Source organism: Nocardiopsis sp. MG754419 (genome assembly GCF_018207095.1).
Taxonomy (GTDB): Bacteria; Actinomycetota; Actinomycetes; order Streptosporangiales; family Streptosporangiaceae; genus Nocardiopsis.
In genome coordinates, this window is the sequence record NZ_QOCZ01000009.1 from 34,627 (window position 1) to 53,663 (window position 19,037).

General features: G+C 69.5%; 15 protein-coding genes. 10 read left to right on the forward strand and 5 right to left on the reverse strand.

Annotation, left to right across the window (positions count from 1 at the left end):
* Window position 1: 1 nt before the first annotated feature.
* From DSY14_RS03170 to DSY14_RS03210, 9 genes are all read left to right on the forward strand, one after another.
* Complete coding sequence (locus tag DSY14_RS03170; protein WP_211714898.1) at window positions 2-880, forward strand: Fpg/Nei family DNA glycosylase; 879 nt, start codon at window positions 2-4, stop codon at window positions 878-880.
* A 148-nt stretch (window positions 881-1,028) separates the two neighbouring features.
* Entirely contained in the window at window positions 1,029-2,048 is a 1,020-nt protein-coding gene (locus tag DSY14_RS03175; protein WP_211714925.1) for a LacI family DNA-binding transcriptional regulator, read from the forward strand.
* A 259-nt stretch (window positions 2,049-2,307) separates the two neighbouring features.
* Window positions 2,308-3,999, forward strand: coding sequence for an ABC transporter substrate-binding protein (locus DSY14_RS03180; RefSeq protein WP_211714899.1), 1,692 nt, complete (start codon window positions 2,308-2,310; stop codon window positions 3,997-3,999).
* A gap of 62 nt (window positions 4,000-4,061) precedes the next feature.
* Complete coding sequence (locus tag DSY14_RS03185; RefSeq protein ID WP_211714900.1) at window positions 4,062-5,057, forward strand: ABC transporter permease; 996 nt, start codon at window positions 4,062-4,064, stop codon at window positions 5,055-5,057.
* Entirely contained in the window at window positions 5,054-5,962 is a 909-nt protein-coding gene (locus DSY14_RS03190; RefSeq protein WP_211714901.1) for an ABC transporter permease, read from the forward strand. The genes DSY14_RS03185 and DSY14_RS03190 overlap by 4 nt, the downstream gene beginning before the upstream one ends.
* The gene (locus tag DSY14_RS03195) at window positions 5,962-6,915 is read left to right on the forward strand and encodes an ABC transporter ATP-binding protein (protein WP_211714902.1); all 954 of its coding nucleotides are present in this window, start codon (window positions 5,962-5,964) and stop codon (window positions 6,913-6,915) included. Before DSY14_RS03190 ends, DSY14_RS03195 begins: the two co-directional genes overlap by 1 nt.
* Window positions 6,916-6,919: 4 nt before the next feature.
* Window positions 6,920-7,831 carry an ABC transporter ATP-binding protein gene (locus DSY14_RS03200; RefSeq protein WP_211714903.1) on the forward strand — a complete coding sequence of 304 codons (912 nt, stop codon included), beginning with the start codon at window positions 6,920-6,922 and terminating at the stop codon, window positions 7,829-7,831.
* A 46-nt stretch (window positions 7,832-7,877) separates the two neighbouring features.
* The gene (locus DSY14_RS03205) at window positions 7,878-10,397 is read left to right on the forward strand and encodes a glycoside hydrolase family 2 protein (protein WP_211714904.1); all 2,520 of its coding nucleotides are present in this window, start codon (window positions 7,878-7,880) and stop codon (window positions 10,395-10,397) included.
* Between the two features lie 278 nt (window positions 10,398-10,675).
* Complete coding sequence (locus DSY14_RS03210) at window positions 10,676-10,879, forward strand: cold-shock protein (protein WP_067601566.1); 204 nt, start codon at window positions 10,676-10,678, stop codon at window positions 10,877-10,879.
* 356 nt (window positions 10,880-11,235) lie between these two features.
* Here DSY14_RS03210 and DSY14_RS03215 read toward each other — a convergent pair whose 3' ends face one another.
* The gene (locus tag DSY14_RS03215; RefSeq protein WP_211714905.1) at window positions 11,236-12,801 is read right to left on the reverse strand and encodes a glycerol-3-phosphate dehydrogenase/oxidase; all 1,566 of its coding nucleotides are present in this window, start codon (window positions 12,799-12,801) and stop codon (window positions 11,236-11,238) included.
* Between the two features lie 461 nt (window positions 12,802-13,262).
* On the opposite strand from DSY14_RS03215, the gene DSY14_RS03220 reads away from it, so the two are divergent.
* Entirely contained in the window at window positions 13,263-14,117 is an 855-nt protein-coding gene (locus tag DSY14_RS03220; RefSeq protein ID WP_211714906.1) for a helix-turn-helix transcriptional regulator, read from the forward strand.
* A gap of 189 nt (window positions 14,118-14,306) precedes the next feature.
* On the opposite strand, the gene DSY14_RS03225 is transcribed toward DSY14_RS03220, so the two are convergent.
* From DSY14_RS03225 to DSY14_RS03240, 4 genes are all read right to left on the reverse strand, one after another.
* Window positions 14,307-15,062 (reverse strand): MIP/aquaporin family protein, encoded by a 756-nt coding sequence (locus DSY14_RS03225; RefSeq protein ID WP_211714907.1) that lies wholly within the window; start codon window positions 15,060-15,062, stop codon window positions 14,307-14,309.
* Between the two features lie 229 nt (window positions 15,063-15,291).
* Window positions 15,292-16,788: a glycerol kinase GlpK gene (gene glpK / locus DSY14_RS03230; protein ID WP_211714908.1), complete on the reverse strand. Its 1,497-nt coding sequence runs from the start codon at window positions 16,786-16,788 to the stop codon at window positions 15,292-15,294.
* A 269-nt stretch (window positions 16,789-17,057) separates the two neighbouring features.
* The gene (locus DSY14_RS03235) at window positions 17,058-17,846 is read right to left on the reverse strand and encodes an IclR family transcriptional regulator (RefSeq protein ID WP_211714909.1); all 789 of its coding nucleotides are present in this window, start codon (window positions 17,844-17,846) and stop codon (window positions 17,058-17,060) included.
* A 48-nt stretch (window positions 17,847-17,894) separates the two neighbouring features.
* A complete protein-coding gene (locus DSY14_RS03240; RefSeq protein ID WP_211714910.1) occupies window positions 17,895-18,992 on the reverse strand; it encodes a low specificity L-threonine aldolase in 1,098 nt (365 codons plus the stop codon).
* Window positions 18,993-19,037: the final 45 nt, after the last annotated feature.

Sequence of the window (19,037 nt, forward strand, 5' to 3'; positions counted from 1 at the left end):
GGTGCCTGAGGGCCACACACTGCACCGGTTGGCGGCGCACTTCGACAAGACCTTCGGCGGCTCCGCGGTGCGGGCCACCAGCCCCCAGGGGCGCTTCGTCGAGGGGGCCGCGCGGCTGGACGGTCGTGTCCTCACGGTGGGGGAGGCCCACGGCAAGCACCTCTTCCTCGGGTTCGACTCCGGGGCGTGGCTCCGGGTCCATCTGGGCCTGTACGGTGCCTGGACCTTCGGCGACGCCGACGGTGAACGCCACCTGGGCGCGCCCCGCGCCCCCGGTGCCGAGCGGATCGACCTCGACCGCGACCCCGACGGCTTCGTGGTCCCGCCCGCACCCGTGGGTGCCGTGCGGGTGCGCCTGGTCAACAGCACCGGCTGGGCCGACCTGCGCGGCGCCTCGGCCTGCGAGGTCATCACCATCGATGACAAGCGGGCCGTCCAGGACCGTCTCGGGCCGGACCCCCTGCGACCCGACGCCGACCCCGAACGGGCCTGGCGCCTCGTCTCCCGCTCGCGCACCACCATCGCGGCGCTGCTCATGCGCCAGGACGTCATCGCGGGCATCGGCAACATCTACCGTGCCGAATCACTGTTCCGCGCGCGGATCGACCCGATGACCCCCGGCCGGGAGCTGGGACGGGAACGGTGGGAGGCCCTGTGGGAGGACCTGTCCGGGCTGCTCCGGGACGGGGTGCGCGACGGCCTCATCATCACCACCCGGCCCGAGCACCGGCTCGATCCGGACGCGCGTCCGGTGCCCCGGCCCGACACCCTCTACGTCTGTTACCGGACCGGCGATCCCTGCCGTGTGTGCTCCTCGCCCATCGCCGCCACCGAGCTCGCCGGCCGCACCCTGTACTGGTGCCCCGGCTGTCAGGGCTGAGTCACACCCGCATCGCCTTGCTTATCCGTCCCACCGGTCACACTCGAAGAATCCCCTGGACGACGGTCGGGAGAGGTGGGTTAAAATCCCCTGTCGATGACTGAACCGGTTCAGTCTCATGTGCACGGGAGGCGGCTTGGGTTCTGTGATGCGGCGTCCGACGATCATGGACATCGCCAGGGCGGCGGGCGTGTCCAAGGGGGCGGTCTCGTACGCCCTCAACGGCCGTCCCGGTGTCTCCGAGGCCACGCGGGAGCGGATCCTCAGTATCGCCAGCGACCTCGGCTGGGCGCCCAGCAACCCCGCCCGCGCGCTCGCGCCCGGTGGCCGGGTCGGCGCGATCGGCATGGTGGTGGACCGCCCCGCCCGGTCCCTCGGTATCGAACCGTTCTTCATGCAACTGGTCTCGGGCGTGGAGACCGAACTCGCCGCCGTCGGCATCGACCTGATGCTCCAGGTCGCCGACAACGTCGACTCCGAGATCGCGGTGTACCGCCGCTGGGCCGCCGAGCGCCGCGTCGACGGGGTCGTCATCGTGGATCTGCGGGTGGAGGACCCTCGCCCGGAGGCGATGGGCGTCCTGCCGCTCCCCGCCGTGGTCCTGGGCGGGCCGGAGGGCACCGGTGGCCTGCCATGCCTGTACACCGACGACGCCGCCTCGGTCCGTGAGGTGGTGCACTACCTCGCCGCGCTGGGGCACCGGCGGATCGTGCGGGTGGCCGGTCCCGAGGACTTCGTGCACACACGGGACCGGTCCGCGGCCTTCCAACAGGCGGCCCGGCGGGCCGGGCTGGACGAGGCGCGCACCGTGCACGCCGACTACTCCGGGGAGGACGGCGGCCGTACCACCCGGCGTCTTCTCGCCGACGCGGAGCCGCCCACCGCGCTGGTCTACGACAACGACCTGATGGCGTTGGCCGGCCTCGGAGTGGCCTCGGAGATGGGCGTGGACGTGCCCTCGCAGCTGTCCATCGTGGCCTGGGACGACTCCGCGCTGTGCCGATTGGTGCGCCCCTCGCTCACCGCGATCAGTCGCGACGTCGTCGCCCACGGGCGCCGGGTGGCCCAGATGCTCAACGGCGTGCTGTCGGGGGAGCGGGTCGCCAACGAGGAGACCCCCCTGGGTGAACTCCGACCGCGGGGGAGCACGGGCCCGCTGCTCCCCTGAACGCGGGCCCGGCGCGTCGTGCCCGCGGAACCGGTTCAGCGTCGTTGCCTCCACGTGTCCACGGCCCATCATGGCTGTTACAAGCGGATAACACCGAAGTGACGGGGATTGACGGGGTTCCGCCGCGCATGTTGTTGTTAACGTCACTTACCCGGTTCAGCAACGGTCCTTCGCGCTCACTATTGGGAGCGCTCCCAGCCTTCCTCGAAGGAATCGGCTACCCCCCGAAAGGACCGACCGGGTGAAAGGAGGAGTCGAGATGAGATCTCTGAGGCTTCCCGCCGCCCTGGCGGCCGTGGCGCTCATCGCCACGGCCTGCTCGGACGAGGGCGGGGATGGGTCCTCCGGGGGGTACCCCAGGAACGAGACCCTGTACACGACGGGTACGGCGTGGAGCCCGCCCACCAACTGGAACCCGATCATGCGGGGCCAGTACGCGGTCGGCACCTTCGGTCTGGCGTACGAGTCGCTCTTCCACTACGACCCGGAGGCCGGAGAGTACGTCCACTGGCTCGCCGAGAGCGACGAGTGGACCGACGAGGACACCCACGTCATTACCCTGCGCTCCGGTATGACCTGGAACGACGGTGAGGCCATCGACGCCGAGGACGTGGTCGCCACGCTCGAACTCGGTCAGATGGAGGTCCACTACAGCAACGTGTGGAACTACGTGGAGAGCGTGGAGGCGACCGGTGACCTGGAGGTCACCGTCGACTTCTCCGAGACGCGTCCGCAGGAGTGGATGAACTGGGCCTACTCCACCCCCATCGTCCCCGAGCACGTCTGGGGCGAGGCGAGCCAGGACGAGCTCACCGACAACCCCAACAACGACCCGGTCGGCAGCGGGCCCTACGTCTACGAGAACCACGCCGACGACCGCATGGTCTGGAAGCGCAACGACGACTGGTGGGGCATCGAGGCGCTGGGCCTGGAGATGCAGCCGACCTACATCGTGGACATCGTCAACTCGTCCAACGAGGTCACGATGAACATGCTCAACGGTGGAGAGGTCGACGCCTCCAACAACTTCCTCCCCGGCATCGACCAGGTCATCGACGGACAGAACGTCACCAGCTTCTACGACGGACCGCCCTACATGCAGTCCGCCAACACCGCCTGGCTGATCTTCAACCACGACCGTGAGCCCCTGAACGACCCCGAGTTCCGCAAGGCGCTCGCGCACGCCATCAACATGGACCAGATCATCGAGGGCCCCTACTCGAACCTCGTCCAGGCCGCGAGCCCCACGGGTCTCCTCCCGCAGTGGGACGACTTCATCGACCACGAGCTCGTCGAGGAGGAGGGCCACCGCTTCGACGCGGACGAGGCCGTGAGCCTGCTCGAGGAAGCCGGGTACACCGACGAGGACGGCGACGGCTTCGTCGAGGACCCCGACGGCGAGCCCATCTCCCTGACCCTGCAGGTCCCCTCCGGGTGGACCGACTGGATGGAGTCGGCCAGCGTCATCGCGGACAACGCCCGGGCCGTGGGGATCAACCTGGAGTCGGCGACCCCCGACGAGGACCTCCTGGTCACCGACCGCAACGAGGGCGACTTCGACATGGTGATCAACAACGAGCGCCAGTTGAGCAACACGCCCTGGACCTACTACGACTACCTCTTCCAGCTGCCGGTGCGCGACCAGCAGACCACCGCGAACTTCGGTCGCTACGAGAACGAGGAGGCGTGGGAGCTGGTCGAGGACTTCGCCGCCGTCCCCGCGGACGACCAGGAGGCCGCCGCCGAGATCGCCGCGCAGATCCAGGAGATCCAGCTCGCCGAGGTCCCGGCCATCCCCCTCTGGTACAACGGCCTCTGGTCGCAGCAGACCAACGGGGTCTGGACCAACTGGCCCAGCGAATCCGGTGACCCGGGCTACGCCACCATGTGGCACGGCTGGTACGAGCTCGGTTCCGTCGACACCCTCGCCCAGATCCAACTCGCCGAATAACGAACACGGGTGGGGCGCCCCCTGTCGGGAGGCGCCCCACCTCCGCACCCCTGGAGGATTCCGTGTGGCGTTACATCGGACGCAAACTCGGCATCTACACGATCACCTTCGTGATCGCGGTCACCATCAACTGGATGATCCCCCGCTTCATGCCGGGTGACCCGGTACGCAGCATGCTCAACCGGGCCTCGGTCTCCGACCCGGAGGCGCTGGAGCGCATGAGCGACTACTACGAGGGCGTGTTCGGCGTCGACGCCCCTCTGCACGAGCAGTACCTGAACTTCTGGGCCGGGCTCCTCCGCGGGGACCTCGGCATCAGTGCGTGGCTCTACCCCGAGCCGGTCGCCGACATCATCCTGCGCGCCGTGCCCTTCACCCTGGGCCTGCTCCTGCCGGCCATCATCCTGAGCTGGATCGTGGGCAACTACGTCGGGGCCTTCGCCGCCCGCAGCAAGGTCCTGGACAACACGGTCCTGCCGGTCGGCTACATCCTCACCGCGACCCCCTACATGTGGCTGGCCCTCCTCCTGGCCTGGGCCCTGGGCGTGGTCGGCGGATTCTTCCCCGCGGCGGGCGGTTACAGCTTCGCGCTGACCCCCTCGTTCACGTGGCCGTTCATCTCCAACCTGCTCACCCACTGGTTCCTGCCGTTCCTGTCCATGTTCATCGTGGCGCTCGGGGGGTGGGCGATCGGGATGCGCAACATGATCATCTACGAGTTGGAGGCGGACTACTCCAACTACCTGCAGGCCCTGGGCGCACCGCGCCGACTGATCCGTCGCTACGCGTTCCGCAACGCGATGCTGCCGCAGATCACCGGGCTCGCGGTCCAGCTCGGCACCATCATCTCCGGTGCCCTGCTCACCGAGATCGTGTTCAACTACCCCGGCCTCGGGATGCTGATCCTCAACGCGCTCAACAACCGGGACTACTTCATCCTGCAGGGCGCCTTCCTGTTCGTGGTGATCGGCGTTCTCATCGCCAACTTCATCATCGACATCATCTACGTCCTCGTCGATCCGCGCACGCGTGTGCAGATGACGGGAGGAGCATCATGAGCAACGTCGCCGGCGCTCCGGGGGCCGACGCCGCCACCCCCGCCGAACCCGTCGCTGAACGCGGCCGCTCGGAGATCCTGCACTTCGCCGGGCGCAACCCCAAGCTGCTCATCGGTGCGGGTGTGGTCCTCACACTGCTGCTCACCGGGCTCATCGGACCCCTGTTCGTCGACCACGGTCCCAACGAGTACATCGGCCCCAAGAACCAGCCGCCGAGCGGCGAGTACTGGCTGGGGACCACCTCGTTCGGGCAGGACATCTGGGCCCAGTTCGTCTACGGCCTGCGTTCGACCTTCATGATCGGCGCCCTCGGCGGCGGCATCGCCTTCCTCCTGGGCACCACCATCGGCTTCCTGGCCGGTTACAAGGGCGGGATCGTCGACGAGATCCTCAACCTGATCACCAACGTGGTCCTGGTGCTGCCCACGCTGGTCGTGCTCATCGTGGCCGTCAGCTACCTGCAGGTGGAGGGTCTGCTGGTGCAGGGGCTGTTCATCGGCCTCACCTCCTGGCCGTGGGCCGCCCGCGCGGTGCGCTCCCAGGCCCTGACCCTGGCCAACCGCGACTACGTGGACCTGGCCCGCCTCAGCGGTCGGCGCACCTGGAGGATCATCACGTCGGAGATCGCCCCCAACATGAGCTCCTACCTGATGATGTCGTTCATCCTCCTGTTCGGCGGCGCCATCCTCATCGCGGCCGGACTCGACTTCATCGGTCTGGGCCCCGCGGGCGGTGTCTCCCTCGGCCTCATGTTGGAGAGCTCCATGCAGTGGAGCGCGCTCCAGCTCGGCCTGTGGTGGTGGTTCATCCCACCGGGTGCCGGGATCACCGCGATCGTCGGTTCGATGTACATCCTCAACGTCGGGTTGGACGAGGTCTTCAACCCCAAGCTGCGGGAGCTGTGATGACCCTGCGCGTCAAGGACCTGAAGGTCTACTACCAGACCCTGCGCGGGGACGTCCACGCCCTCGACGGGGTGAGCTTCGACCTCGCCGACGGCGAGATCATGGGTCTGGCGGGAGAGTCCGGCTGTGGCAAGACCACGCTCGGCAAGAGCCTGATCCGGCTGGACGGCCGGATGCGCCACGTGGGCGGCACGATCGAGCTGAACGGGGCCGAGGTCCCGATCACCGACGAACGCGCCATGAACCCGCTGCGCTACCACGAGATCTCCCTCATCCCGCAGTACGCGATGAGCGCGCTCAACCCCACCCGCAAGATCGGGCGGATGATCAACGAGCTGTTGCGCGCACGCGGGGTGCGTCCGTCGAAGGTCGCCGACGAGCTGCGGCGCCGCCTGGAACTGGTGGGTCTCGACCCCGACGTCCTCAACCGGTTCCCGATCGAGCTGTCCGGCGGGATGAAGCAGCGCGTGGTCATGGTCATGGCCACCCTGCTGGACCCGTCGCTGCTCATCGCCGACGAGGCCACCTCCGCACTGGACGTGTCCACGCAGCGTTCGGTGGCCGAGTCCATGGTGGAGTTCCGGGACCGCGGGTTCGTCAAGAGCATGATCTTCGTGACCCACGACATCTCGCTCGTCTACCAGATGGCCGACACGGTCATGGTGATGTACGCGGGTCAGGTCGCCGAGAAGGGCCCGGCGAGCACGATCATCAACGATCCGCAGCATCCCTACACCAAGATGCTCATCGGTGCCCTGCCCGAAGTGGGTTCCACCACGACCGAGGCCCGCCTGGAGGGCATTCCGGGCACCCCGCCCGGTCTGCTCAAGCCGCCCACCGGCTGCCGGTTCAAGGAGCGGTGCCCGATCGCCTCGGAGGAGTGCGACGAGACGCCGCCGCTGGTCGAGATCGATACCGGCCACTGGGCCGCCTGCTGGAAGACGGGGAGGTAGCGCCGTGCTGGAACTGAGCCACGTGCACAAGGTGTACCGGGTGGGCGCCTTCGGCGCCGGCACGATGCGCGCGGTGCGCGACGTGAGCCTGGTGGTGCGCCCCGGTGAGGTGGTGTCGCTGATCGGGGAGTCGGGCAGCGGCAAGAGCACCCTCGGCAAGATGGTGCTGGGGCTGACCAAGCCCACCCAGGGCACCATCACCTTCGAGGGGAACGACGTGACCCGCCTGCGGGGGTTCGGCGCGAAGAAGGAGTACTACCGCCACGTGCAGGGCGTCTTCCAGGACCCCTTCAGCTCCTTCAACCCCATCTTCAAGGCCGACCGGGTCTTCGAGATGATCCGCACCTCCTACTTCCCGGCGATCTCCGACGCCGCCTGGAGGGCGAAGGTCCTGGACGTGGTCGGCACGGTCCGGCTGGACCCCGACAACGTCCTGAACAAGTACCCGCACCAGCTCAGTGGCGGACAGCTGCAACGGCTGCTCATCGCGCGGGCGCTGCTGCTGGACATCCGGCTGCTGGTGGCCGACGAGATCATCAGCATGCTGGACGCCTCGACCCGGATCGACGTGCTCAACCTGCTGGCCGATCTCAAGGAACGCGGTCTGGGGATCCTCTTCGTCACCCACGACCTGTCCCTGGGCAACTACGTCAGCGACCGGTCGGTGATCCTGCGCAAGGGAGCCATCGCCGAGATGGGGCCGACCCGCAGGGTGTTCGAGAACCCGCTGCACCCCTACAGCCGCCACCTGCTCTCGTGCGTGCCCCAGCTGCACCGCACCTGGGCGGAGGTCGACGCCGAACTGGCCGCGAACCCGCCCGAGGACGTCGAACTGCCCACCGTCGCCGAGGGCGACGACTCCGCCCCGCTGGTGGAGGCCGAGGAAGGGCACTTCGTCGGCATCGACCAACGCTGACCCGCCCCTCGCACGGGACGCCGCACACCTAGGAAGAGGAACGCGCATGACCGCGTGGTTCGACCTGCACGACCATTGGACCCTCGCGGTGGCGCCCGTGGAGGGCGGCACACCGTCGGAGACGACCGCCACGGCCGGGGAGGTCGTGACGGGGGAGGTCGCCGCCACCGTGCCGGGCTGCGTCCACACCGACCTGCTCGACCACGGCCTCGTCGACGACCCGTTCGTCGACGACAACGAGACCCGGCTGGGCTGGATCGGGCGCACCGACTGGCGGTACCGCCGTCCCCTGACGGCGGAGGCCGAGGCCCTGGCCTCGGCCCCGCAGGCCGAACGCGTCGACCTGGTGTGCGAGGGGTTGGACACCTTCGCCACCGTCCTGGTCGGCGACCGTGTGGTGGGGCGTACGGCCAACATGCACCGGTCGTACCGGTTCGACGTCACCGAGGCACTGGCCGAGGCCGGGACCGACGCCGGACTGGAGGTGCGTTTCGACGCCCCCTACCGCCGCGCGGAGGCCGAGCGGGACCGGTCGGGTCCGCTGCCCGCCGCCTATGACGAGCCCTACCAGTACGTGCGCAAGATGGCCTGCAACTTCGGGTGGGACTGGGGGCCCACCGTGGTCACCTCCGGTATCTGGCGGCCGATCCGGTTGCACGCCTGGTCCACGGCACGGCTGGCCTCGGTGCGTCCGCTGGTGTCGGTCGACACCGAGGAGGCCCGGGGTCGGGTCGCGCTGCGCCTGACGGTGGAGCGCACGGAGCGGGGACGCGACGCCGAGCTGACGGTCACCGCCTCGGTCGCCGGGGTGAGCGGTACCGTCACCGTTCCCGCGGGGGAGGAGGAGGTCGCCCTCGACCTCGACGTGGCCGATCCCGAGCTGTGGTGGCCGCGCGGCCACGGCGACCAGCCCCTGTACGACCTGTCCGTTGAGCTGGCCACGCCCGGGACGGTGCTGGACGCCTGGGAGCGTCGGATCGGGTTCCGCAACGTGGCCGTGCACAGTGCCCCGGACCAGCACGGCGCCGCCTTCGCGGTCCGCGTCAACGGCCGTGACGTGCTGGTCAAGGGCGCCAACTGGATCCCCGACGACACCTTCCCGTCCCGGATCGACCGTGACCGCTACCGGGAACGGATCGACCAGTCCTGCGAGGCCGGCATGAACCTGCTGCGCGTGTGGGGCGGTGGGATCTACGAGTCCGACGACTTCTACGACCTTTGCTCCGAGCGGGGCGTGCTGGTCTGGCAGGACTTCCTGTTCGCCTGTGCCGCCTACCCCGAGAACGAGCCACTGTGGTCGGAGGTGGAGGCGGAGGCGCGCGACGCCGTCGTCCGTCTCGCCCCGCACGCCTCGCTCGCCGTGTGGTGCGGCAACAACGAGAACATCTGGGGACACGAGGACTGGGGCTGGAAGGAACAGCTGGACGGGCGGCCCTGGGGCGCCGGTTACTACCTGGACCTGTTGCCCCGGGTGGTGGCCGAACTCGACCCCACCCGTCCCTACTGGCCGGGCAGCCCCTACTCCGAGGGCGAGGGTGTGCACCCCAACGACGCCGCCCACGGCACCATGCACCTGTGGGACGTGTGGAACCGACTGGACTACACCGTGTACCGGGAGCACCGGCCCCGGTTCGCCGCCGAGTTCGGCTACCAGGCGCCGCCCGCCCACGCGACCCTGCGCGGTGCGGTGTCCGACGACCCGCTCACCCCCGACTCACCCGGTGTGCGGCACCACCAGAAGGCAATCGACGGTGACGAGAAGCTCGCCCGCGGGCTCTCCCGGCACTTCGGCGACCGCGCGTGGTCCTACGACGACTGGCACTACCTCACCCAGGTCAACCAGGCCCGGGCCGTGACCGTGGGCATCGAGCACTTCCGCTCCACCTGGCCGTACTGCACCGGGACGGTGGTCTGGCAGATCAACGACTGTTGGCCCGTCACCTCCTGGGCCGCGGTGGACGGCGCCGGTCGGCGCAAGCCGCTGTGGTACGCGCTGCGCCGTGTGTACGCGGATCGGGTCGCCACGGTCCAACCGGGTGACGACGGGCTCACCGTGGTCCTGGGCAATGACACCGACACCGAGTGGGTGACCGAGGTGGCGATCGCTCGCCGCGACATCGCCACGGGCGCGGCGCTGGCCGACTCCGGCCACCCGGTGCGGGTGGCCCCGCGCGGGGCCCTGCGGATCACCGTGCCCGCGGAGGTCGCCCGTGCCGAGGATCCGGCCCGGGAAGTGGTCACCGTCGACGGTGTCGGGGAACGCGCGTGGTGGTTCTTCGCCCATGATCGCGATGTGGACTACCGAAAGCCGGAATTCGATGTGGAAACCCGGGCCATTGGTTCCGATTTGCGGGTGAAGGTCCGCGCCGGGGTGCTCTTGCGGGATCTGGTCCTGAACGTCGACAGGCTCGCGCCGGACGCCGTGGTGGACAGCGCCCTGGTGACCCTGTTGCCGGGGGAGGAGCACACGTTCACGATTCTGGGCGGTGCCGGCCTCGACCCGGGGCAGGTGTCGGCGTCACCGGTCCTGAGGTGCGTCAACGACGCGCTGACGGCCTCTTCGTGAGCACCTCGTGACACCCCGGTGACCGTCACGTGAATCACATGCGTTCCCCGCACGGCCCGCCGGTATTCCTCGGCGGGTCGTGTGTGTTGCCACATCCGAACCCCTCGCAAGGGAGGCCGGCTGTGGTACGTTCAAGGGGATTGTTAGTCGTTGAATTTCGCAGTTGGTGTCTTGCCCGCGGAGTTTGTGACCGGCGGGCGGTTTCTCTTGGAGTCGGCTCGCGGCAATTTTTCGGGCGTGAGTATGCGTCCGTAGTACACCGAGCTGAAGGAGAGAACATGGCTCAGGGAACTGTGAAGTGGTTCAACGGCGAGAAGGGCTTCGGCTTCATCTCCCCCGACGGCGGCGGCCCCGACGCCTTCGTTCACTACAGCGCCATCCAGGGTTCGGGCTTCCGTAACCTGGAGGAGAACCAGCGCGTGGAGTTCGAGATCGTCGAGGGCACGCGTGGCCCGCAGGCCGAGAACGTCGTCGCGATCTAAGAACGTCGACACGTAGCGTCGTCGCCCCCTCGGGGGCGTGAACGTCGCTGAACACCCCCGGACGGGTCCGCCCGCCGGGGGTGTTCTCATGTCCGGAGCCCGTGGTCGCCATCCCCGGACACACACGGCCACCGCGCCCGTGGGGCCTCCGGGCCCCTGAGGGCCCGCTCACGCGTGGCCCGGACCCGTGAGGACCCCGTTGCACGTGTGCGCCTGCGCGCACGCCCGGCCACGGACACGCGCGGCGCCCGTTCACCCGAGAGTCCCCTCGACGCGTGGACGGCCCGGGCACGCGGACCCCGGACACACGCGTGCCCCGGCCGAGAACCGGTCGACCGGGGCCCGCGAGGCGCGGTTCAGCCGGCCAGGAGTCGCTCCGTACGCTCGCGCACCTCGGCCGTGTCCAACCCGCGCACCGTCACCGTGGTGCGGCGACGCAGCGCGTCGTCGACGGTCACCGCCCATTCACGGTCACGGGCGAACACCACCTGCGCCCAGACGTCGGGGCCGTCGGGGTGGACGCGCTCGCCCAGCGCCGGTTCGTCCCGGATCATCGCCGCCAGGTCCAGCGCCAGGCTTCCGTAGTGGGTGGCCAGGTGCCGGGCCACGAGCGGGTCCAGGCGCGCGCCCGGCTCACTGTCCATGATGAGCCGTTGGGCGACCGCGTCGGGGCTGGCCAGGCCGGGCAGGGGAACGGTCCGCAGCGGGTCGGCCATGTCCTCGCCCACCGGCACCGCGGTGACCTTGCGCAGCTCCTCCAGGACCGTCCGGCCGATGTGCCGGTACGTGGTCCACTTGCCGCCCGCCACCGACAGCATCCCGCCCCGTCCCTGGCTGACCACGGTCTCCCGCTTGGCGGAGCTGGTGTCGCCGGGGCCGCCCGGCAGCACGCGCAACCCGGCGAACGAGTACGTCATGCGGTCGCGGTCCAGGTAGGACGGCTCGATGCCGAGGGACGCCTCGCTCAGGATCTGGTCCACGTCGGTGGAGACCACGCCGACGTCGGCCGGGTCGCCCTCGTAGGCCTCGTCCGTGGTCCCGAGCAGGAGGTGCCCCTCCCACGGGATGGCGAAGGACACGCGGTACTTGTCCACCGGGATGGTGAGCGCCGCCCGCCACGGTTCCGGAGTGCGCAGGACCAGGTGGGCGCCCTTGGACAGGCGCACACTGGGCGCCGCGTCCGGGTCCTCCATCCGACGCAGGTGGTCCACCCACGGCCCGGTGGCGTTGAGCACCAGCCGCGCGTCGACGCCGAACTCGTCGCCGGCGATCCGGTCGCGCACGTCCGCGCCCGTGACCCGGCCGCCCGTGGTGCGCAGGCCCCGCACCTCGGCGTGGTTGAGGACCACGGCCCCGGCGTCCACGGCGGCGCGCACCGTCATCACCGCCATGCGGCTGTCGTTCATCTGGTGGTCGCTGTAGGCGGCCACCGACTTGAGGCCGTCGGTCCGCAGACCCGGTGCCAGACGCTTGGCCTGCTTGGGCGACAGGAGCCGTCCCATGCCGTCGCCGAAGGCCGACAGCGCCGAGTACAGGAACACCCCGGCGCCCATCTTCGCGGCGCCGTGCGGGCCGCCCGCGTAGACCGGCACGAGGAAGGGGCGGTGGTTGACCAGGTGCGGGGCGACGTCGGAGGCCAGGGAACGACGTTCCCGGTGGTTCTCGGCGACCAGGCGCACGTTACCGGTCTGGAGGTAGCGCAGCCCTCCGTGCACGAGCTTGGAGGAGGCACTGGACGTGGCGCCCGCGAAGTCACCGGCGTCGATCATGGCCACACGGAGTCCGGCCTGGGTGGCGGTCCAGGCCACCGAGGTGCCCAGGATGCCGCCCCCGATGACGAGGAGGTCGAAGGTGCCCCGGGTCAGTTCCTCGCGGGTGCGGGGCCGGAGGGCGGTCGTGTCGCGTTGGGTACCGGCGGTCATGGCTGGTGCTCCGTCCGTTGGCAGGGGTGGCTGTCGCACCCACCTGAACGGGCTCCTCGTTGCAGGCCGGTGACGATTTCATGATACGACAATGCCGAACGTTGCCCAAGACTGCCCGCCCGCGACCGGGCCGCCCTCCCCGTGATCTCGCACGAAGGCAGCGGAGTGCGTGCCGGTGCTTCGGCGCTGTGCGCGCGCTCGTGCAGTGGGTGACTTCTGTTCGGCAATGTCGCACCCCGCATGACAGTGCTACCCGATGGGCGGCCCTGGGGTCCGTCCGCAGGGTCTCCACCGGGCTCGTGAAGCGTCCTCACGCGTGGCGCGGCGACCGTGGGTGGAAGCCGCTAGGAATGTGGATTCCAGCGTGAGAGAAGGCGGTATCCGGGTTTTCCGTTCGGATCCGCGCGCTGGACTCCGGATTCCCCGGATTGCCCCACTTCGAAGGCATCCCCGGATCTACGATGAGCCCCATCATGGCCACTAGGTACTCACCCACCATCCGGCGCCGCCGTCTGTCCGCCGAACTTCGCCGTGTCCGGCTCGCCGCACGCAAGACCAGCGAAGAGGCCGCCGCCGACGCCGGCCTGTCCAAGTCCACCTACTCCAACATCGAGTCGGGGGTGAAGAAACGGCCCACGGTCCCCGAGGTCGAGGCGGTCCTGGGGGCCTGCGAGGTCCCACCCGGTCGGGAGTACGACGAGATCCTCGCCCTGTGCCGCCAGTCCCTGGAACGGGGTTGGTGGACCCGCTACCGCGACGTCCTCGCGCCGCGCTTCGTCGGCTTCGAGACCGAGGCCCGCGCCATCACCACCTGGCAACCCGTCATGATTCCCGGCCTGCTCCAGGTGCCCGAGTACATGAAGGTCACCGCTCAGGCCTGCCTGGCCGGCCCTCAGGAGATCCGGAGGGCCATCGACGCCCGGATGACCCGCCAACGGATCCTGGAGGACCAGGATCCCCCCGAGCTGTGGGCGATCTTCGACGAGGGTTCGCTGCTGCGGCTGGAGGGCCACCCCGAGGCCAAGCGCGTCCAGGTCGGGCACATCCTCGACATGGCCCGGCGCCCCAACGTCACGGTGCAGATGACCCGGGCGAACCGGCTCAACCCCGGCTGCGGCGGCTCCTGCGTGGTGCTGGAGTTCCCCGACCCCATCGACCCCACGGTCGTCTTCCTGGAGACCGCGACCGACGGCATCTACCTGGAGGAACCGGACGAGGTGGCCCGCTACCAGAACCTGGTCGACCACCTGCGCCTGGTGGCACTGCGTCCGGAGGAGACCCTGGACTATCTGCGGGAGGTGCATCTGACCCCCTGAGCGCCGGTACGCGTCGGGGCGCACGGACGGAACGCCGACCGAGGCGCCCGTCACCGTCACGCGACCGGCCCCGGTCCCTCCGTGCGGGAGGACCCGGGGTTCCCGCCGCCGCTCGCCCCCGCACGACGGACGGGGGCGTCCAGCCCGAGCCGGACGCCCCCGTGACCTTCCGGGATCGGGATCGCCTGCTCAGCCGCCGAAACCGGTGAGCTTCCAGATCCAGGCGCCGATGAGGCCACCGATGATCGGGCCCACGACCGGGATCCAGGAGTAACCCCAGTCCGAGGAACCCTTGCCGGGAATGGGCAGCACCGCGTGCGCGATACGGGGACCGAGGTCACGGGCCGGGTTGATCGCGTACCCCGTGGGACCACCGATCGACAGACCGATCGCCAGCACCAGCAGACCCACCAGCAGGGGCGCCAGACCGTTGGCGAAGAGCCCCGACAGGTCGACGCCGCCCTCGGCCGTGACCGCGTCGGCGTTGGCGCCGATACCGAGGATGCCCAGCAACAGCATCGCGGTACCGATGATCTCCGTCGCCAGGTTGGCGATCGGGTTCCGCACACCGGGCGAGGTGCTGAACACGCCCAGCTTGGCCTCCGGGTCCTCGGTGTGCTTCCAGTGCGCGGAGTAGGCCAGGAACACCAGGCAGGCGCCCACGAACGCGCCCGCCACCTGGGCGGCGATGTAGCCGGGCACCAACGCCCACTCGAACTCGCCGATACTGGCCAGACCCAACGTCACGGCCGGGTTGATGTGCGCGCCACTGGTGGAGCCGACGACGTAGACGGCCATGGCGACCGCCATACCCCAGCCCATCGTCACCACGATCCAGCCACCGTTGAGGGCCTTGGATCGAGCGAGTGAGACGCCGGCGACGACACCGCCACCGAGAAGGATCAGGATCGCGGTTCCGATGAACTCTGCGAGATAGACGAGCATGGGACCTCCACCCCCGAAGGGGTAGCCGGGTCACGGGCGGTCCCTGCCGGAACAGCGGGGTCCTGGGTGGACCCGCTCCCACACGGGCATCATCGGACCCACCCGTCACGAATGGATGGGGCGGGGCACCGTTTCGGCGCCCCCGAACCGCGCCCCAGGGGTTCCGGCCTGTGCCGGTGCCCCCGGGGTGCGGTCATGAGCGGGTGCGGACGATGGGCGTCCGACCGCGCTATTTCTCGTCGTGCTCCACCCAGCCGAGGGTGCGCTGCACGGCCTTGTTCCAGTTGTGGTACTCGCGCTCGCGGACCTCCGGCTCCATCTTCGGGTTCCACTCGGCCGCCTTGTGCCAGTTGGCGCGCAGCGTCTCGATGTCGGGCCAGTAGCCCACCGCCAGACCGGCCGCGTAGGCGGCGCCCAGGCACGTGGTCTCGGCGACCATGGGGCGCACCACCTCGGCGTCCAACACGTCGGACAGGATCTGCATGAGCAGGTTGTCCGCGGTCATGCCGCCGTCCACCTTCAGGGTGGTCAGGTCGATCTTGGAGTCGGCGTTCATGGCGTCGACCACCTCGCGGGTCTGCCAGGCCGAGGCCTCCAGCACCGCGCGGGCGATGTGGCCCTTGTTCACGTAGCCTGTGAGACCGGCGATGACGCCGCGGGCGTCGCTGCGCCAGTGCGGGGCGAACAGGCCGGAGAAGGCCGGGACGATGTAGCAGCCGCCGTTGTCGTCCTCCGTGCGGGCCAGCGTCTCGATCTCCGGGGCAGTGGAGATGATGCCGAGGTTGTCGCGCAGCCACTGCACCAGGGCACCGGTGACCGCGATGGAGCCCTCCAGGGCGTACACCGCCGGAGCGTCACCGATCTTGTAGCCCAGGGTGGTGAGCAGACCGTTCTGCGAGGTGATGGGTTCGGTACCGGTGTTCATGACCAGGAACGAGCCGGTGCCATAGGTGCCCTTGACGTCACCCGGGTCGAAACAGGTCTGGCCGAACAGTGCGGCGTGCTGGTCGCCCAGCGACGAGGCCACCGGGGTGCCGGCCAGGTAGCCCTTGGACACGCCGTAGACCTCCGACGAGGAGCGGATCTCCGGTAGCAGACTCTCCGGGATCCCCATGGCCTCCAGGATCTCCTCGTCCCAGTCGAGGGTCTGGAGGTTCATGAGCATGGTGCGGCTGGCGTTGGTGACGTCGGTGACGTGCCGGCCGGTCATCTTCCAGATCAGCCAGGTGTCCATCGTGCCGAACAGCAACTCGCCGCGCTCGGCGCGCTCGCGCAGGCCGTCGACGTTGTCGAGCAGCCAACGGATCTTGGGCCCGGAGAAGTAGGTGGCCAGTGGCAGTCCGCACTTGGAGCGGAACCGGTCCTGGCCCTTCTCCGCGCCGAGCGCGTGCACGAGCGCGTCCGTGCGGGTGTCCTGCCAGACGATCGCGTTGTGGACCGGCTCACCGGTCTTCTTGTCCCACAACAGGGTCGTCTCACGCTGGTTCGTGATGCCGATCGCGGCGATCTGGTCCGGCGTGATGTCGCTCTTCTGCAGGGACTTCTGCACCACCGCCTCGACGTTGGTCCAGATCTCCAGGGCGTCGTGTTCCACCCAGCCCGGCTTCGGGAAGATCTGGCGGTGTTCGCGTTGGTCGACCGAGACGATACGCCCGTCCCGGTCGAAGAGAATGCAGCGGCTCGACGTGGTGCCCTGGTCGATCGCGGCGACGTACTGCTGACTCATCGGTCTCGCCTTCAGTGGACGTGTCTGGGGACGGGGAGTCGGATGGTGCGATGGGGCGGTGGTCACCGCACGATGTACGACATTGACGTATGATTAGGCGTCAGTTTCGACCGTCTTTCCTTTCCGTGTCAAGGCCGAGTGACGCAATCGTGTCGCGTGGATCACACGCTCTTGACCCACCATCTCAGGGGAACGCGAAGACACGAAGAGCACCACTCCGGAAATGTCCGAGTGGTGCTCGTGGGAGGTCGAGGGAGGCCCCTCGTTCTTCAGTAGGGAGTGACGCCCAGCTCGCGGGAGATGGCGCGCGCGGCGTCGCGCACGTAGGAGACCTGCTCCATGTCGGGCCTGCCGGAGTCGTCGCGCAGACGCTCCACCGCGCCCCGTACGCCGATCGCGCCCACGGTCACGCCCCGCCGGTCGCGGATGGGCGCGGCGATGGACACCTCGCCGTCGACGAGTTCCTCGGCCTCCCAGCCCCAGCCCTGCTCACGGATCTCGTCGAGCCGACCCTCCAGGGTCGCCATGGAGGCGACCGTGTGCCGCGTGAACGTGGTGAGCCGGACGGGCGCGTCGGTCTCCACCGACGTCACCTCCTCGGGCACGACCAGGGGGTCGAAGGCCATCAGGACCTTGCCCAGGGCCGTGGCGTGCAGAGGTAGCAGGGCGCCCACGTCCAGGGTCTGACGAGTGGAGTCGGGGCGGAACACGTGGTGCACCACCAGGACCTGGTGCTTGTGCGGCGTACCGATGCGCACGCTCTCCCCGCTGCGCGAGGCCAGTGTGTCGGCCCAGTTCAGCGCCCGGGTGCGCAGCTCGTTGCCGTCCAGGTAGCGGGTGCCCAGGCTGAGCATGCCTCCGCCGAGGCGGTATCGGCCGGATTCGGGGTCCTGTTCGACGAACCCCACGTGCTGGAGGGTGCGCAGGATGCCCAGGGCCGTGCCCTTGGGCAGCTCCAGGGAGCGGGAGATCTCCGCCAGGCTCAGTCCCCGGGCGCCACTGGCCAGGAGCCGCAGGATCGCGGCGGCGCGTTCGATGGACTGGATTCTTCCCGGCATTGCGGTGCTACCACTCTCTAGTACGACAATGTCATACGCACGATGCTACTACGCGATGTGATGCGCGACACCTTCCGGATTCGGCCCGCCGGTGTGGTCGGCCAAGTGTACCGACGCGTCACCGCTCTGACCTGCGATCGGTCGGAGCCCCTCGACGGCCCGCGCGAGCGCCGTCGCGGCCTCCTCCACGTCACCGTCGGTGATCTCCAGGCTCATCACCATGCGGATCCGGTCGCCACCGCCCAGCGCGCGCACCCCCTGGGCCGCGAACGCCTCCAGGTAACGGTCGGCCTCGCCTTCGGGCGTGGTCACCAGCACCATGTTGGTCCGCGCCACCGCGTTCAACCCCGGCAGTGCGTCCACCCGTGCGGCGAGTCGGGTCGCCCGCGCGTGGTCCTCCGCCAGGCGTGCGCGGTGGTGGCGCAGCGCGTACAGGGCGCCCGCGGCGATGACGCCCGCCTGACGCATGCCACCGCCCAGGAGCTTGCGGCCCCGCCGTGCCCGCCGGATCGTGTCCGCGTCACCGGCCACGGCCGAACCCACGGGTGCGCCGAGGCCCTTGGAGAAGCAGACCGACACCGTGTCGAAGCCCTCGGCGACCCCGGCAGGCTCCACCCCCAGGTGGACGGCGGCGTTCCAGAGTCGTGCGCCGTCCAGGTGCGCCTTCAGGCCGTGGGCGTGGGCGAAGTCCGTCACCCGCCGCTGTTCGTCGAGCGGTACGACCCGCCCGGAGAAGGTGTTCTCCAGCCACAGCAGGGCGGGATCCGCCCGGTGCACGTTGCCCAACCCGGCGATCCATCGCTCCAGGAGCTCCGCCGGGGGGAAGGGGTCACCCGAGTACAGCCGCGGCAGTACCCGCGAGAGTACGACGGCGGCACCCTGTTCGTCCCCGATGAGGTGGTGGTTCTCGTGCGCCCACACCTCCTCGCCGCTGCGCGAGGACACCCAGAGCCCCAGCTGGTTGGCCATGTGGCCCGAGGTCACGTAGAGGGCGGACTCCTTGCCGAGCAGGGCCGCGGTCTCCTCTTCCAGCTCCCGCACGGTGGGGTCCTCGCCCCACACGTCGTCGCCGACCTCCGCGTCGGCCATCGCCCGGCGCATCTCCTTCGTGGGGCGGGTGAAGGTGTCCGAGCGCAGGTCGATCATGAGGGTCCCCCGGGTGGCTGAGGTGGGTGTGGGCTCGACGATACT

What these genes read in the sequence shown, in the direction of transcription:
- DSY14_RS03175 (WP_211714925.1), top strand. Translation starts at nt 1,029, where the DNA reads ATGCGGCGTCCGACGATCATGGACATCGCCAGGGCGGCGGGCGTGTCC.
- DSY14_RS03180 (WP_211714899.1), top strand. Translation starts at nt 2,308, where the DNA reads ATGAGATCTCTGAGGCTTCCCGCCGCCCTGGCGGCCGTGGCGCTCATC.
- DSY14_RS03190 (WP_211714901.1), top strand. Translation starts at nt 5,054, where the DNA reads ATGAGCAACGTCGCCGGCGCTCCGGGGGCCGACGCCGCCACCCCCGCC.
- DSY14_RS03195 (WP_211714902.1), top strand. Translation starts at nt 5,962, where the DNA reads ATGACCCTGCGCGTCAAGGACCTGAAGGTCTACTACCAGACCCTGCGC.
- DSY14_RS03205 (WP_211714904.1), top strand. Translation starts at nt 7,878, where the DNA reads ATGACCGCGTGGTTCGACCTGCACGACCATTGGACCCTCGCGGTGGCG.
- DSY14_RS03210 (WP_067601566.1), top strand. Translation starts at nt 10,676, where the DNA reads ATGGCTCAGGGAACTGTGAAGTGGTTCAACGGCGAGAAGGGCTTCGGC.
- DSY14_RS03215 (WP_211714905.1), bottom strand. Translation starts at nt 12,801, where the DNA reads ATGACCGCCGGTACCCAACGCGACACGACCGCCCTCCGGCCCCGCACC.
- DSY14_RS03220 (WP_211714906.1), top strand. Translation starts at nt 13,263, where the DNA reads ATGAGCCCCATCATGGCCACTAGGTACTCACCCACCATCCGGCGCCGC.
- DSY14_RS03225 (WP_211714907.1), bottom strand. Translation starts at nt 15,062, where the DNA reads ATGCTCGTCTATCTCGCAGAGTTCATCGGAACCGCGATCCTGATCCTT.
- glpK (WP_211714908.1), bottom strand. Translation starts at nt 16,788, where the DNA reads ATGAGTCAGCAGTACGTCGCCGCGATCGACCAGGGCACCACGTCGAGC.
- DSY14_RS03235 (WP_211714909.1), bottom strand. Translation starts at nt 17,846, where the DNA reads ATGCCGGGAAGAATCCAGTCCATCGAACGCGCCGCCGCGATCCTGCGG.
- DSY14_RS03240 (WP_211714910.1), bottom strand. Translation starts at nt 18,992, where the DNA reads ATGATCGACCTGCGCTCGGACACCTTCACCCGCCCCACGAAGGAGATG.